Genomic DNA, 16,886 nt, shown 5'->3' with positions numbered 1-16,886 from the left:
CAAGGGCTAAACGAACTAACACCTGATGAAGTTTACTTCGGTAAGCAAAGATACGCGGCATGACTGGATCAACCACTTAAAAAGTTAGCTTATGTGTCCAACCAATGGGGTCCAGCTCTCTCATGTCATCTATATCAAACTATACTAAAGTGTATATAAGGGAAAAGAATGCAGACTCTCTCTGACGTTCCTGCTGCAGAAACTTTAACTGCAGTGGAATTAAATATAAATACCGTGTTAAATTATTGGTTTGGCCTACTTTGTAATCACAAATGGATTTACCTTACCCGTCAATGCCACAATGCGGATAGATGTCAGGAGACAGCGCTAAAAGTTAAATAAACCACAAAGGGCTATTAAATGCATCGAAGCTGTGTGCTTATTATATTTTTTTGCTTACTGCTTGTTTTTCAAGGTAATGCAATTGCACTTAACAGCAATACGGTTAACCGCCTGTCTACTGAAGAAGGCTTATCTCAAGCAAGTATAAGTAACATTGTTCAAGATAAGTATGGCTACGTATGGATTGGTACGCACTTAGGGTTAAACCGCTATGATGGCGACCTTGTTGCAATAGTAAAGGAACCCGTAAACTTATCAACAAAGCACATCTCGCTATTAAAATTACTTGATGAAGATACTTTGTTTATCTCAACGGCTTTTAGTGGCGCTTACCTTTTAGACGTAAACACGCTCAAAATTGAGCAGATCTATTCTGGCAGGTTAATAACCAGCACCAATGCTTTTTCTGAAGTCACTGCGGCTATAAAAATAGGTAACTCGGTATATGCAGGCATAGATAATTTCCTATATCAAATAGACTTATCAACCAAACGCTCAAAATTAGTCTCTACGCTTGAAAATCATAGTTATATCAGATCATTGCTAAAAATAGATAAGCAATTAGTGATGGGGACAAACCAAGGGCTATTTGTATTAAATCTCGAGTCGTTACAGCTTTTAAAACAAGAGTTTTTAGATCCGCAAGCTCAAACCAGTCTCAATAACAATATAAAACTGCTTAGACTTGACCCCGCAATTGGACTACTTGTAGGCACAGTGCAAGGTTTGTATATAATACCGGTAAACAATCACTTACTGCAATTAAATGCCACATATACCTTAGTGCCAGAACTCAATATTTGGGATCATGAAATTACTCCTTACGGAGAACTAATCGCCACCGAGTTGGGTGTTTATAAAATAAATCGCAGTAAAAAATCAGCCGAAAAACTGATGTCACTACAACAGAGCAAATATGCGTTATCTCAAACAAGTGTTACTGATTTAATGTTTGATAAACACAGTAACATCTGGATGGCTACATTAAATCAAGGTGCCTATTACTGGCCAATGACATCATTACGTTTCAAAGCGCTCAAAGCAACCAATGAGACTATTAATAACAATAATATATGGTCTATACATCAAGGCTCTCAAGGGGAGATATGGCTAGGTACTGACAATGGAGTGTTAAGGTTCAGCTCGCTTTCTGATGACAACCCAAAACACTATTATAAAAATGTTGACCCTAAAGCGGCCTACGCGACCAATGCCGTGTACAAAATAATAGAGCCTAACAGCCTCCCGTCAGATGAATTGTTTTTGGAAACCTTAACCGGTTTACTGCTGTTGAATAAACACAGCGGTGAAACCAGACTACCGCCATTACAATCTAAACTAATGACGAACCCCTTCGAAACAATCAACTGGGGATCTTGCTTATTAGATGAGCAAAATATTGCTTTTATCAGTAGAGATGGATTTTTTGTCTACGATGTGAAATCCCAACAAGTGAAACCATTAACTCACTTAACCCAACAATTAGATATTGATACTGCCTATAAGTTTCTGCCACCGCTACCCTCAAGGCCAAATGAATACCTTCTTAGTACAGAGCAACACCTTATTAGTTATAACGAAGAGACAGGCACTATCAGTACAATCTATGAATTCGTAAAACAAGACTCAGAACGTTTCTCCGTGATTGATAGTTGGGTAGCGACGCCAGATAGTACAATTTGGCTCGCAAGCTCTATCGAAGGAATTGTTGCTCTTGACGCTAAAGACTTATCAGTCAAGTTCAAAGTTGATACCTCAACAGGTGACGGCTCTCAAACGCTATATCAGATACAATCCGATAACTTCGGTAACTTATGGGTAAGCAGCCAATCTGGACTGATTCAATTCAATATTAAAACCAAGCAAATCAAAAAGTTTGATACTAATCATGGACTTCCTAATGGAGAATTTAATGCCAATGCAAGTGCCATAATTGAAAATGGGAAACTTGCATTTGGTACAATCAGTGGCATGGTCTGGTTTTCTCCTGAAGACTTCATTACAACACAAAACACCGATGTAAAGCTTTCAATCACCGATATTAGCTTGATGACGAGAGAGTTAGAATATTTTCCTTATTTTTTGAAAAACAATCCCTTGGTACTACAGCAAGATGATTTGGGATTAAAAATTAAGTTCAGTAACTTCGACTTTTCCAAACAATCCATTTATGAATACAGTGCTAACTTAGAAGGTCCCACAGCGATTAAGTTTGACAACCTAAAAACAAGCTATCTGTTTTTTAATCAGCTAAAGCCTGGTCAATACACTTTGACTATTGAGCAAAAAACCTTGGGAAACGACACAACCGTTGATGTTATAACTTTGCCGTTTCAAGTGCAGCATTCGATTTTCACGTCTCCTTTAGCTTTTTGGCTTTATTTTGTAACTGGATTTGCAGTGCTATTTGTATGGGGTCGGCAAAGTTACAGCAAACGCAGAGAAATTGAAGCTGCATTGCATGAGGTAACGGTCAGTAAACAACAGACAGAAATGGCATTGAATACTACTCGAAGCGGTGTTTGGCAAGTCGATCTCACGTCAAACATGGTAACACAAAACAGAAATGTAGATTGCTCATTGAGTAAATCTAAAGATGATAAGGTGCCATTAAAAAGATACTTTGAAGTTATTCATCCAGAAGATCGAAGTAGAGTGCAATTTGTATGGGATCAAATACTCAACTCAACAAAAGACAAGCAGTTTTCACTCACATATCGTGTTAAAGGAAATACAGAGCCATGGCTTTGGTATCATGATATTGGTCAAGTGCTGAGTTTTGATGAACAAGGTGCACCGCAAAAGGTCATGGGTATCTATACTAACGTGACTGAACAAAAAGCGGTTGATTTACGCGCTACGATACTTGGCGAAGCATTTAGCCAAGTGAGTGACTGGATCTTAATTTTAGATGCTGAACTTAACCCACTCTCCGCAAATACGAGCTTTTGTAAAGCCTTTGAACTAGATGAAGAAACCGCGATTAAAGAACTGTCATTTCGTAAACTAGCGCATGTTGTAGGGCTTAATAGACTCAATAGCTTGTTAGAAAGGATGAGTGAGCTTGAGCCTAACCAAAATATTCGACAAGAATTAACGGTTAAAACCTCCCATCAAAATGCACACCCGATCCACTTAAGTATTAATGCAATCTCAAAAAACAAAGAGCAGATTGAGCACTATGTTATTGTAATAACAGATTTGACAGAGCAAAAACAGGCTGAAAGTGAACTTCGTTATCTTGCCAATTTTGATACATTGACCAAATTGCCAAATCGAAGTTTGATGCTCCAGCACATAGAATTTGCACTACATAATGCAAAATCATCTGGTAAATATTGTGCATTACTATTTATTGATCTGGATAAATTTAAACCAATTAACGATGCATATGGCCATCACACCGGCGACCAGTTATTAATAAAAATCACCGAGCGGATCTCTCAAAAACTAAATGACAACTGTATATTAGGCCGTCAAAGTGGCGATGAGTTTTTAGTGTTGGTTAAAAATGTACACTCTCCACATAAACTCAGTGAACTAGCCACTTTATTGCTTGAAAGCTTACCGAACAAAATCGAAATTGGCGGCATATCTATGAGCATATCAGCAAGTATCGGTGTGGCAATGTACCCTTTTGACGCTCAATCTCCTGAAATGCTTATTCGAAATGCCGATATCGCTATGATCCATGCTAAACAAGCAGGAAGAAATGGCTTTAAGTTTTTCACCAGTCAAATGAACTCCCAGTTTTCTAGAAAGTTAACGCTGGAAAATGCCTTAAAAACAGCCTACAGAGACGGGGAAATATACAACTGCTATCAACCAATCGTGAACATAATAAGTGGCAGAGTGGTCGGTGTTGAATTGCTCATGAGGTGGAAATATCAAGGCGAGCCCATTTCACCGCTGGACTTTATTCCTATTGCTGAAGAAGTTGGTCTCATAGAACTGATGACCGAGCAAGCATTAAAACGCGCATTATATGAGTTAAACTCGCTATTAGATGGCAATAAAGGTTTTTATCTTTCTCTGAATCTTTCTGCAGTGCACATTTTAAAATCAGATATAGCGCAGAACCTGATAAATATTTTACGAGCGTTTGGTCTAGGTCCAGAAGTACTGCGCCTAGAGATCACAGAAAGCTCGCTTATGGAAGATACCGAAAAAGCCAAACGTTCCCTTCATGAACTTAAACGAGCGGGTTTTGTTTTGCTTCTTGATGACTTTGGAACAGGTTACTCATCACTGACATACTTAAACCAGTTCCCGATTGACATTATCAAGATAGATCAAGGTTTTGTGCGGAAAATGAACGAGTTAAGTAGCAACAAATCTATCATTAAAACCATATACTTGCTGGCGAAAAGTTTACACATGTCTTGTATTGCTGAAGGGGTAGAAACCAAAGAACAGCTCGTATTTTTAAAAGAGCTTGGTTGCCACTTAATGCAAGGGTATTATTTTTCTACGCCTGTTAGCGCAAAAGAGCTAGAAAATATCATCGGCGTAAGTATGCATTAATTGTACTTTATTTGTGACTGCCACTGCTTTATTTCCTTAAACAACAGCTCCTTATCTATCGGCTTTGCCACAAATCCGTCCATACCAACCTGTAAACACTTTAGCCGATCTTCATTATAAGCATTGGCAGTGATAGCAATGATATAAGGGCGCCCATAGATATTAGGCATTTTTCGTATATTTTGAGTACATTCATACCCATCCATATTAGGCATCTGACAGTCCATCAGAATAATATCAACGCTATGTTCTTTTAAAAATGCCAACGCCTCAATACCATCCATCGCTTTGTGAAGAATACAGTGTGTGCTTTGCAGTGCTTTTGCCACCACGATTTGGTTAACCATATTATCTTCAACAAGCAATACACTTACATCACTCAAATCGAGATGTATATCAATGAGTTTATCTTCAACCGGCAACTCAGCACCCAATGCAGGTATCGATAGGGTAAAACAGCTGCCTTGTCCTTCTTGACTCAAAACCTCCAAGTCACCTTCCATTAAATTGGCTAAACGCTTTGAAATAGTTAGCCCTAATCCAGTGCCACCATAACGACGAGTCGTAGAGACATCTAACTGAGTGAATTCTTTAAATAACCGTTGCTGTTGTTTTTGGCTTATCCCAATCCCTGTATCTATTACGCTCACAATCAGTTTGTCGTTTTCATAATCAACTTTTAATGTCACCCTCCCTTGCTCCGTAAATTTACTTGCGTTATTCAGTAAGTTATTAACAATCTGGGTAACTCTCAGCGAGTCAATCTGTAAGCACCTAGGTAGTTTGGGAGACAACAGGTACTCAAACTCAACATTTTCCCGCAGTCCCACTTGTTTGAATAAGGACGCTAAACTATCAAACATTTTAAGTACATCTGTTGGATGCAGGTCCAGCACTAAAGCGCCAGCTTCAATCTTAGAGTAATCAAGAATATCATTAAGTATAAGTAACAAATTTTTTGCAGAAGTATTCACAATATCGAGCTGCTTTAGTGTTTCTTCGTCACCTTTCTTTTGTTCCAGTAAGAGCCCCGTTAAACCGATAATGCCATTCATAGGCGTGCGTATTTCATGACTCATATTAGCTAGAAAGCGACTTTTAGCTTTATTAGCATTATTTGCCGTAGCAACTGCCTCTAGAAGCTCTTCTGTTTTTTCATTGACTTGTTGTTCAAGTTCTCGATTGAAATTGGTAAGCTTTTTATTAAGTTCTTGATTTTCATCATTTGCGAGCTGTAGCTTTGAGAAGTTCATTGTCAATTTAAATGCCAGTTGATTGAAATGCTGCTGCAATGCTATCACCTCCAAACAACTGGCTTCTTCTCCCGCAGAGTTTTTCAGCATGGTATTTGGTTCAAAACGATTTATGTCTTCGCTTAGGGCTTTAATGGGTTTGACTAAAAATCGTGATAGCTGGCTCACAAAAAAGCTACTGAGAACAATAATTATCAATGCGAGTAACAAAGATTTCATCCATGCAGAAGCTGCCGCTAATCTAATAACATGGCCTTCCAGTAGCGTCACTACACTCCAGCTGAGCCCATCTACTTTCACCGCGTGGCGATAATATACTTCACCTGTACTGGTTGTGTAGGATGTTTGTTCGCTGTCAAACCAACTCGCAATAATACTTGAATCAACAATATCGAGTGCATTAAACGACTGTTCTAATGAGCTATAAACAACTTTATTATCATTATCTAAGATAACCACATCACCGGTGTGGGCTAGAATATTCGGCTGAAAACGAGAAAAAGAACCGAACAACAGTGACCCTTCAACAATTCCTTTAAAATGCTCGCCTTCAAAAACTGGCGCTGAAATAGCTACAATCAGGTCATTGCCGAAACCGCGTCCTTGAAAAATAGAAGAAACGTAACCGTCGGGATAAAAAGGTGCTTGCACAAAATATTCTCTATCAACAACGGATAGCGACTCAGTAACTGGATTACTATTAAATACACTGGGATAAAATGCTGTAATTAACCCTTTTTTGTCTGCAAAGATCGCAGTTCTAAGGTCTGGTTGCAAATCTATCAATGATTTAATAACTGAATTTTCATCTAATCCTAACTCTACCGACTTTGCAGCACCAACAACAGCTCTTCGATAAGACTGTAAGTAATCATTCAGTTGAGTACTAATGCTATTAGCTGAAGTATGTAATTGCTCTTGAACTTCAAACTCTATCCTTCGATAGCTATTGTTAGTTAGCACTATTGAAGTAATTAGTACGACCAAAACAATCAACAGGCTAATTGTATAATTCAATATGGAGTTTAAAGGGTGCGCTCGCCATAAATGTCTTATAAAAAAGAAGCTTAGAAGATCTATGATGGCGAGATAAAGCGCCGCATTGATAAAGTATTTCGCCAAGGCAGTGGCAATAACCAGATTAGGTAAACTCAGTAAGTAATAGCCAAAAAACAGCAAGATCGGCAGACCAATTAACAACCAAAAGCCTACCCCTCTGACAAAAAAAGGTTTGCCTTTTGTAACACAAAATACTTGCAGCCAAATAACTTCAAGTAAGAAAACAATTGAGGGCCAACTATGCCCCCAGCGATAAAAAATAAACCCAGCTCCAATTGCCACGGCAACAAGCGCATATTGCCAACCGAATAACACCAGGCATAACAACACAAATAGTTGCCCAAATAAAAATTCCGATGCATCTAAGAAAAAGAATGGCAATAAATTGGCGGCCCCTCCCAATGTACCTAAAAGTACAGTCAAGAGTATCGGCATAAATTTGTGAAGATAACTTGGCACTTGAGATTCCTGAAAAACAACCCTTTAAAGGTAAAAGAAAATACTCATCTTGCCAACTATTTAGGCATAATTTAGGCGTAAAAAACCACTTTGTTCTCCATCTAGTTATCTTGTTGCTAATGCGCCCAAATCGAGCTTGATCACAATATGACAAACAAGTATCTAAATATATAAAACAAGTCTTATTGAATCTAATGATTTGGACATTGATGGCTCTCAATTTGCAGTACGCACTGCTTAGCGTTGAATCTGTTTTTCAACACATTTTCAACTTGTACTCTGCAAGACGCATCGTGTAGCTCAATCGTACAATGGTGCTTCAACACAATGTGGGCTCCTATTGCCAACATGCCATCTACTTCACTAACCGTTATGTTATGCACATTCTCAACGTGCTCAGTTTTGAGGATCTCTTTTTCCACATGCGCAATTTTTGGTAACACGATACGAGCGAAAAATAGTCCATTGATGCAACTTCTTACAACTTTAATGCCGGTTAATAAAACAAACATTGAAATCAGCAAGCTTGAGATAACATCAATTATTTCCCAACCAGTTACGTAGATCATGACCCCCGCAAGAAATGTGGATACGGTAGATAATAAGTCGAAAAACGAGTGTAAAAATACAGCATAGACATTAATGCTATCCTTTCGGCCTTTGTATAGTACCCATGTTGACAAGCCATGAAATAAAAAGCCTATACTGGCAATCACAGACATCAAGTATGAGTTTACCTCTAATTGATGACCATCGTTGTGGTGTACAAAGCGTTGCGCCCCCTCAACGATTATCAGTACCGAAATAGCCAAATACAAAATACCATTAATGAGCCCGCCTACGTACTCGGCTTTTTTGTAACCATCGTTAAAAGTTTTAGCAAGATAAACAGCAATGCTCGAAGCGATAACAGCAATGAATAAAGAACTGTTGTGTACAAATAAGTGCCCAGCATCAGCTAGTACAGCCAACGAATTAGCGTAATACGCGCCAATCAACTGAATAACCATAAACGAACATGTAATAGCAAGCGCTAACAGTAACCTGCGCCTAGAATCTTGGTGAGTTGTGATGTCAGTCATCGACAGATGGAAAACCTTAAAAAATGAAAAGCACCGCAAGGGTAATGATATAAAGTCACAATTGTAACGATTTTTAACTACAGGCGCACCAAAAACCTGCAAGTGAGTGATTATTTTTGGTTATCCTCCACTTTTTAGCCAAACTCATTAACGACTTTATCTGCAACCTCTCTAAGCACTTTCATGTCATCTTCATCAAAAGTGCGAGGCTCTATATCGATTAAGCATAACGTACCTAATGCACTGCCATTTTTATGGACCAATGGGGCACCTGCATAAAATCGAATATGTGGAGGTCCCGTTACCAACGGGTTGTCTTTAAAGCGCCCATCTTTAAGCGCATTCGGTACAACAAAAACATCAGGTCCTAAAATAGCATGACCACAAAATGAAATATCGCGAGACGTTTCGCACGCATCCAAACCAACTTTTGACTTGAACCACTGTCGCTCGCTGTCAACTAAACTAATTAAAGCTACAGGTACACAAAAGACGTGCGCTACAAACTCGGTCAGTCTATCTAGTTTAGGATCAGGTTCAGTGTCTAACAGTCCTAGTTGATTGAGTGTTTGAATCCTTAGAGGTTCATTTGCTGGCTTTTCGGGTTTTTTCATATCGAAGTTAAATAGCAATTTATAGACCTTGTTCTATAGTAGTTTATTAAAGCCACTTAGTGACAAAAATATGCAAAAAATCTTGAAAAAGTTCTTATGCTTTAGCTTGCTACTAGGCTGTTTCTACATATTAGATAGCATTTTAGAACAACACCATATTGAGAGTGAAAATCTTAAAATGTACCAACAAGTACTAAACAACAGTGAACAATTTTTACTTGTTGGAGATATCATCTTTTCACTACAAAGAGAGCGAGGCACAACCTATATTTTCGATGACAGCAACGAATCACAAACGCATCCTTTATTATTAAAATATCAACATGAGACTGAGCAATACTTCAAAAAAATCATTAACTTATACAATCAGGAAGATTACGTAACATCACATGGTAACACCATAAAGATGCTTAATGATTATTACCACCAAGTTGAAACAATAAGGGCGCAAGTAGGCGCTCAACAAACAACCAAGACGCAGTCTTTTTCACAATACACTAAAATCATTGAATCACTACTTGATACGGTATTGGCGATTAAGCACAAAACTTTTGTCGGCTACAACGAAAGTCACATCTTTTATACCGATTTGTCTATTTATTTAAACTTATTAAACACCATTGAATATGCAGGAAAACTGCGAGCCAATGTTGGTGTGTATCTGAGCAATCCACAAGCGCAAAAAAATCAAATCATTCCAAATATTTTCTACCTTCACGCGAACTTAAACCATCTGCTTATAAATTTGGATGTAACCAAAGAGGTAAAAGATAGCATCCAGAAAATTGAGAGCTCTGAAGATAAAACGCAATTGGCGAACTTAATGAACACTTTAAGAAACCAAGGACAAGCTCACATGCCCCCAGCAATGTGGTGGGAAATAAGTACAGGTTATATTAACGAATTAATAGCCCTTAGCTCTCAAATAATACGCAATAGCCAAAGGCTTTCAAACGACCATATACGTACCACAAAGATTAAGTGCCAAGTTATTTTTATTACTTTTATTGCAGTGACAGTTGTTGGTGGTATTTTGACCTACTCTATGTGGTTACTAATGAAGCCCAATGAAATACGAAGATATAATGCCGTTAGTTATTGGCAGCTCTCATTCGTACTATTTTCAATTTTATTAGTCATGCTGCTGGCACATAAAGTCAGTCAAAGAGAGCTTGAAGGCCAATTAAAACTGCAGTTAACTGCTGAGCTAAGAAACAACGCAGTCCATACACTAAAAAGTGTCAAGGCTATTTGGTATCAACCAGCAAAAAACGCTTTAGCATCTATGCAATCCACACTTTTTACTCTGACACAAGCGCAGCTAGAAGACTCAACAACGCTATTACGCAATCTCACTAACCCTAACTTTGCTATTTACGATACGCAAAAGCAAACATGGCTGCTCAATGGCAACGAAAGATTGGAGCTTGCACTTGAGCAAACCAAACACCGACAAAACCTCGCCGAGCAAGGGAAAGTTATTGTAACTACCGTTTTTACTAACAATAAATTAAGTACGCACTTTGCAACCCAACTGGCCAACGAATACGGCGCTTTACCCTATCAAATATGGTACTCTTTGGATGACCTTACACCTTTGATATCTATACTTAAATCACCATTTTTAGATTCTGACTCGAACATTATTTATTTTGATAATCAGAACATCATCACCCACAGAAGTGCCTATATCAATCAACAGCAATCAAACGAAGATAGCCTTGTAGCTTCAGTTGAGCCATTATTAAACCCAATGACTCAAAGGCAATACAATAACTACTTGGGTAAGAAAGTATTGGGAGTGCTGGTTTGGGATAACGCACTGGATATCGGGATCGGCGCAGAACAAGAAATCGCGTCAATTAATGCGGTGATACAGAGTGTACAGCAGGAGTTTACTATTCAGTTGCTCATTTTGCTTTCACTGGGTGGTGCCATATTACTCATTGCATACCGAGTGCAAAATAAAGCCTTTGTGCAGCTTGCGCGCTCAGAGCAACAGTTAGAAAAAGATAAAATCCAGCTTAACAATGCTCAAAAAATGGCCAGCATGGGGTCGTGGGAATGGCGCTATGGTAGTTCACATGTTGATGTTTCAAAAGAACTTTCCAACATGTTAAATCTGCCTAGCGAAACACGTCACTACCCTGCTCGCAGCTTACTTCGGCTGATAGCGCCACCAAACCGCCACCTATTATTGCAAGCGATAAAAGACCACAACAGCCTAAAATCAATCACGCTGCAACTCACAACACAGAACTTGCCCTATATTACCCATGTTGGTTTTGCTGCAAATTGGCAGCTATCCGAACAAGACAAACACGACCCCACAAACAAAACGCTTGTGGGTATTATAAAAAATGTCACTTTATTAGTAATGGAGCAAAATCGCCAACAAAGGCAACAAGCAGCTCTAAGAGCAGCGCGTGAAGCAGCCCTTGCCAAAATGGAAGAAGCAGACCAGCAGCGAATTGCGTTAGAAATAGCCTTAAAAGAAAATAAAGAGACTGAACGCTTGCTACAGCAGACCCTCGATAGCATACCTGCATTTATTTTGTTGCTGGACTCTCAAGCAAAAATAACCTTAGTTAATCAATACTGGTTTAAAACTCAACACGCTGACCAATTTAGTGGCGGACTATTTTTAAACACATTTTTTAATGTAGGCGATGACTGTCTTGATGCTATAAACACATTGCCGCTCGTTAAAAAGAAACCCTTGATTGATGCCCTTAGAGAAGCAAAGTTTCAGGATAATTATTTAGCTGAGCTTGAGTGCGAATACGCCATCACCGAAGGGCCAATATGGTTCGAAGTCATCATTACTACAATCGAAACACTTAATGGCAAGTCGATATTGATGTACCAGCACGATATCACGCAAAGAAAACAAGATGCGTTCCAGTTAGAAGATGCCAAAGCCAAAGCCGAACTTGCCAACGACGCCAAGTCTCGTTTTTTAGCTACCATGAGCCACGAGATCAGAACGCCGATGAATGGTGTAGTCGGTGTGCTTGATTTACTCAATCAAAGTAAGCTATCTCAAGAACAGAGCCACTTAACTTCTGTTGCAAAAAACTCAGCGCTCATGCTACTGAGAATCATTAATGATATTCTCGATTTTTCAAAAATTGAGGCCGGTAAAATGATAATCGATAGAGTGCCGTTTAACTGGCGTAGTGTTGTTAAAGAAATCGCGGAGCTTCTATCCCACCAAGTAAAAGAAAAAAACCTACAAATGTATTTTATGTTTGACCCTGATCTAGGCTACTGGCAACTAGGAGACCCAACAAGGATCAGGCAGATTTTACTTAACCTCATCGGTAATGCGGTCAAATTTACCAAGACATCATCCAGTAAAATTGGCGTCATCGAAATCAAGTTTTCGGTATCGCAACTAGATCAAAACCAACTTGATATTTCTGTCACAGATAATGGTAAAGGCATGACTGATGAGCAACAGCAGTCGCTTTTCAAACCATTTACCCAGGCTGACAGCAGCATTCAACGTGAATACGGCGGTACGGGCTTAGGGTTATCCATTACTCAAAAGCTTGTTACCATGATGCAAGGGTCAATCATCTGTCAAAGCAGTGAAAATATCGGTAGCACATTTAAGGTTACGCTTCCTTGCAGTAAAAGCGCTATTCAGAGCGAACACGAGATCGAGATTGTTTTTAAAAATGTGAGTGTCTGCATACTCGGTGATGGAGATATTTTTGAACAGGACTTGCATACAAACCTAATCGCACATGGTGCCAAAAGCAAAGTGGTTAACTGGATCAACATAAATGACACCAATATCCATGCTTTAAATGTTGACTATGTGATTGTGACTTTAGAACGCTATCAACAGATAGTCACCGCCAACTATCAATTTGAACCAAACAACAATAAAACATGTTACATCATTTTGGTAAGCGATAACTTTACAGTGCCACTCCCCACTGAAAATTGCTTTGAACCTATATACTACAACCCCTATTACAGCTTCAAAGTAATTGAGCATATAGCCATAAAAGAAGGAATTATCAGCCCTGATATACCGCTTGCTCACGTGGTTAATAACAGTGAGCTAGCGTTACCTACCATTGAGCAAGCGCAACAAAGCGATCAGTTAATTTTGGTAGTTGAAGACAACACATATAATCAAGAAGTATTTAGACGCCAGTTGAGCCTCCTCGGTTATCAATGCATGATTGCTGAGCATGGAAAAATGGCACTTGAATTTATCGCGACTCATTCATTTGCGCTAATTATTACTGATTGCCATATGCCTATTATGGATGGCTACACATTTACCAAAAAGTATCGAGCGCTTGAAAAGCAAAACGTAGTGCAAAAAGAGATCCCAATTATCGCTGCCACCGCTAACGCTCTCAGTGGCGAAAGAGAAAAATGTATCGCTTGTGGTATGAGTGATTATATCTCCAAGCCTATTGAATTAGCCTATCTTAAAAACTTGCTACTCAAATGGATGCCTTCCCCCATAACGGTCAACAACATGCCTCCTACTACAACCGACAGTCAGGCTAAAAATCACAACGGAAACTTGTTAGACTTATCTCTGCTGTCAACTTATGTTGGGGATGACAAGCAAATACAACGGGTATTTTTGGAAAGTTTTATTAACGACTCCAACCCCATAATGGACAAACTGCATAAGAGCCCAGCCGATATCGCATTGGTTCGAAGCCTAGCTCACCAGCTCAAGTCTTCCGCTAAGGCTATTGGTGCGGTAGATCTGGCCGATTTATACCTAAAATTAGAGCAAGCAGCAAAAGAGCAACATGCCGATGAAATCGCAAGCATACTTCCCCACTGTGCATCTCAATTCAATGATGTATGTTCTGAAATTACATCTATACTAAGTCTTAGCGACTTGCATTGATATTTAAGCAAGCTTCTGTACGTGAATAAAAGGCTACAAAATGAATGCCGATAAATCATTGAAAGTAATTGCGATAGATGACAATGGGTTAATATTAACACAGCTAAAACTCTTGTTATCGCAGTCATATGACATCCATTTTTCAGGGTTTACTAATGGCCCTGATGCCCTGCAGCATGTTAAAGACAACGAGGCTGACCTCATATTTTTGGATCTCAACATGCCACAAATGGATGGCATAGAGGTTCTTCGCCATTTATCTGATTTAAATATCAGTTCGTCTATCGTTCTGCTCAGCGGTGAAGACAACACAATAATAAAAATGGCAAAAAATCTCGCACAGTTAAGAAACCTTAACGTCATTACAGGCATTGATAAACCGGTTACCGCAGGCCAAATCAAGCAATTAATGGAGTCGTTATTTAGCCTGTGTCACAGACAAGCGTCTAATCTCCAGCCCCACTCATTTCAAGTTGACGAGCTGCAACATGCTATCGATGACAAGCAAATGTGCTTGTATCTTCAACCCAAAGTTTCTTTATTAAATGAGGAAGTTGTCGGTGCAGAATTTTTGGTTAGATGGAATCACCCAGAGTTTGGCACACTATCACCATATTACTTCATTGATCTTATTGAACATTCTGACTTGGTGCATGACTTCTCCATTTTTGTAGTCAATGAAGCGTTCGAATTCATCGAACAGCACTTCAGTCTTTTACAAGAGCTCACCTTCAACATTAACTTGAGCGTAAAAAACTTAGAAGACCTGCAATTGCCAGAGCGACTGGCAGATTTGGCTAATAGCTACAATGTGCCTCCTAGCATGATTATGTTTGAAGTTACCGAAAGTCTGTTAATTGAAAACTTAGCTCAATCGCTCGATGTGTTGCTAAGGCTTCGATTGAAAGGCTTTTCGTTAGCCATAGACGACTTTGGTACAGGCTATTCTTCAATAAAACAATTAAGCCAAATTCCTTTTTGTGAACTAAAGTTAGATAGATGTTTTATTCATGATTGTGCAATAGATTCTGATAAACAAGCTATTATTGAAGCCACAGTTGCATTGGCTCAAAAGCTCAATCTAAAAGTAGTAGCAGAAGGTATTGAACAACAACAGGATCTGAACTTTTTACATAATTACAAAATTGACTACGGGCAAGGTTATCTCTTTGCGCTACCTTTAGAAAAGGTGCAATTTTTAAAAACGTTGGAGCAACAATCTAGCTATAGTCAAAGGAAAAGCCAAAGTGTGTTAAGAGGTTAGATGTGTAATTGAGGAATTAGCGATTATATTTAATTTATAAAACGACAAAAGTATCTGCCCTGTTTAGTTGAGTAAGAGCAAAGGTAGAGCGAGTTTTTATGACCATGAGAACTAGGAAGTGACACATGACGCGTAAAGAAGTTGAACATGTAGAGCGCCACCCAAAAGTCGTTCTTTTGTGTGATGATGTAGAAGAGCTTGCCGGCGTAACTGAAGTGATATCATCTCAAATCACTGCTTTTAGAACACTGAACAACTTTAGTGATATGCACGAAGTCATCGTAGACTCAACCCCGCTGGTTATTATCATCGCCATGTCAACAGTTAGCAAAAGTGTTGAGCTTTATAGCCGCTTGGCTAAGGAAGGCACTTTAGATTACCCTCACGAAAACATCCTATTATGCGAAAACAGAGAATCTGGCATCGGTTTTAGGTGTTGTATGAAAAATATTTTCAGAGACTACTTCATTTACAAACCTATGTATGAAAACTATCGCTTACGTATGATTTTGCACAATGCCTTGTTACGTAGTAAAGAGGCGCATGATATTACACAAATAAGAGAGGAGCATTTTGGCAGAATAGATGAAGACCTCAAGCAATTAATAGACGATGCAGCTGAGTATCATCAATCTGCAGAACAAACATTAAAAGACGCCCGAGAAAACTTAGATCAAGCAGCAGGGATAAATGAAGTACAAACTGCATTGATCCAAGACCTTAAAGCAAAACATATTGACCCCTTACTAGACAAACTCGAATCGCAACTTGCAGACAGCGTTGCTGAACTAACAAAAAGGCTGAAAAGCAAGCAATTTTCCGTTGCTGAGCTATCCGCTTTATTAACTGAAAAATCTATACCTCACACCAGCCAACATGCTTCCCAACTTAGAGAGGCCAAACCAGAGCCCAAAAAAGAAGCCCACAGCAAGAATGATGGCTTTTTAGACTTACCCTTAGCAAACGGCGACAATATGGCTCGCTCAGAAAAGCAACTGAGAAACTCGAAAATAATGGTCGTGGAAGATAATGAAATATATAGAGAAATGATAAGTAAAATCCTCAGAGACGAGGGTCATGAAGTAGAAAGTGTCGGCAGCGGCCTTACTGCAATAAAAATGCTGAGAAAACATAAATACGATTTGATTTTTATGGATTTATTTATGCCCGAACTAGATGGCTATAACACCACAAAAAATATTCGTAATATCCCTAATTGCAAAAGTATTCCTATTATTGCCTTAACAAGTAACAAGAACAAAGAGTTGATTCGCAAATGGGCTTCCCTTGGACTTGCAGCCTATATTGCTAAACCGTCTACCAAGCAGTCCATTTTAAAAGCTGTAGAAAAGTGCAATCTCACTCATTAGCGTAATTTCACTAGCTTAACTGAGGTTT

7 protein-coding genes are annotated in these 16,886 nt (G+C 38.9%); 4 read left to right on the top strand and 3 right to left on the bottom strand.

The annotated features are described in order from the left end of the window. Positions 1 to 360: 360 nt before the first annotated feature. Positions 361 to 4,866, top strand: a complete 4,506-nt coding sequence (locus HC733_RS16060) for an EAL domain-containing protein (protein WP_190366030.1) — start codon at positions 361 to 363, stop codon at positions 4,864 to 4,866. On the opposite strand, the gene HC733_RS16055 is transcribed toward HC733_RS16060, so the two are convergent. The 3 genes from HC733_RS16055 to HC733_RS16045 all read right to left on the bottom strand — a co-directional run bounded on the left by HC733_RS16055 (position 4,863) and on the right by HC733_RS16045 (position 9,351). Continuing rightward, the gene (locus tag HC733_RS16055; protein ID WP_342366021.1) at positions 4,863 to 7,601 is read right to left on the bottom strand and encodes a hybrid sensor histidine kinase/response regulator; all 2,739 of its coding nucleotides are present in this window, start codon (positions 7,599 to 7,601) and stop codon (positions 4,863 to 4,865) included. The two genes, HC733_RS16060 and HC733_RS16055, sit on opposite strands and share 4 nt — an antisense overlap. Positions 7,602 to 7,828: 227 nt before the next feature. Next, positions 7,829 to 8,719: a cation diffusion facilitator family transporter gene (locus HC733_RS16050; RefSeq protein ID WP_190366029.1), complete on the bottom strand. Its 891-nt coding sequence runs from the start codon at positions 8,717 to 8,719 to the stop codon at positions 7,829 to 7,831. A 134-nt stretch (positions 8,720 to 8,853) separates the two neighbouring features. Next, positions 8,854 to 9,351, bottom strand: a complete 498-nt coding sequence (locus HC733_RS16045; protein WP_238937582.1) for a GAF domain-containing protein — start codon at positions 9,349 to 9,351, stop codon at positions 8,854 to 8,856. Positions 9,352 to 9,403: 52 nt separating this feature from the next. On the opposite strand from HC733_RS16045, the gene HC733_RS16040 reads away from it, so the two are divergent. The 3 genes from HC733_RS16040 to HC733_RS16030 all read left to right on the top strand — a co-directional run bounded on the left by HC733_RS16040 (position 9,404) and on the right by HC733_RS16030 (position 16,858). Then, on the top strand, positions 9,404 to 14,224 hold the full coding sequence (locus HC733_RS16040; protein WP_190366027.1) for an ATP-binding protein: 4,821 nt from the start codon (positions 9,404 to 9,406) through the stop codon (positions 14,222 to 14,224). Between the two features lie 40 nt (positions 14,225 to 14,264). Further along, the gene (locus HC733_RS16035; RefSeq protein ID WP_190366026.1) at positions 14,265 to 15,488 is read left to right on the top strand and encodes an EAL domain-containing response regulator; all 1,224 of its coding nucleotides are present in this window, start codon (positions 14,265 to 14,267) and stop codon (positions 15,486 to 15,488) included. Positions 15,489 to 15,613: 125 nt separating this feature from the next. Further along, positions 15,614 to 16,858: a response regulator gene (locus HC733_RS16030; protein ID WP_190366025.1), complete on the top strand. Its 1,245-nt coding sequence runs from the start codon at positions 15,614 to 15,616 to the stop codon at positions 16,856 to 16,858. Positions 16,859 to 16,886: the final 28 nt, after the last annotated feature.

Source organism: Pseudoalteromonas sp. S16_S37 (assembly GCF_014694405.1).
GTDB lineage: Bacteria > Pseudomonadota > Gammaproteobacteria > Enterobacterales > Alteromonadaceae > Pseudoalteromonas.
This window is presented reverse-complemented; position numbering and strand designations above follow the sequence as displayed.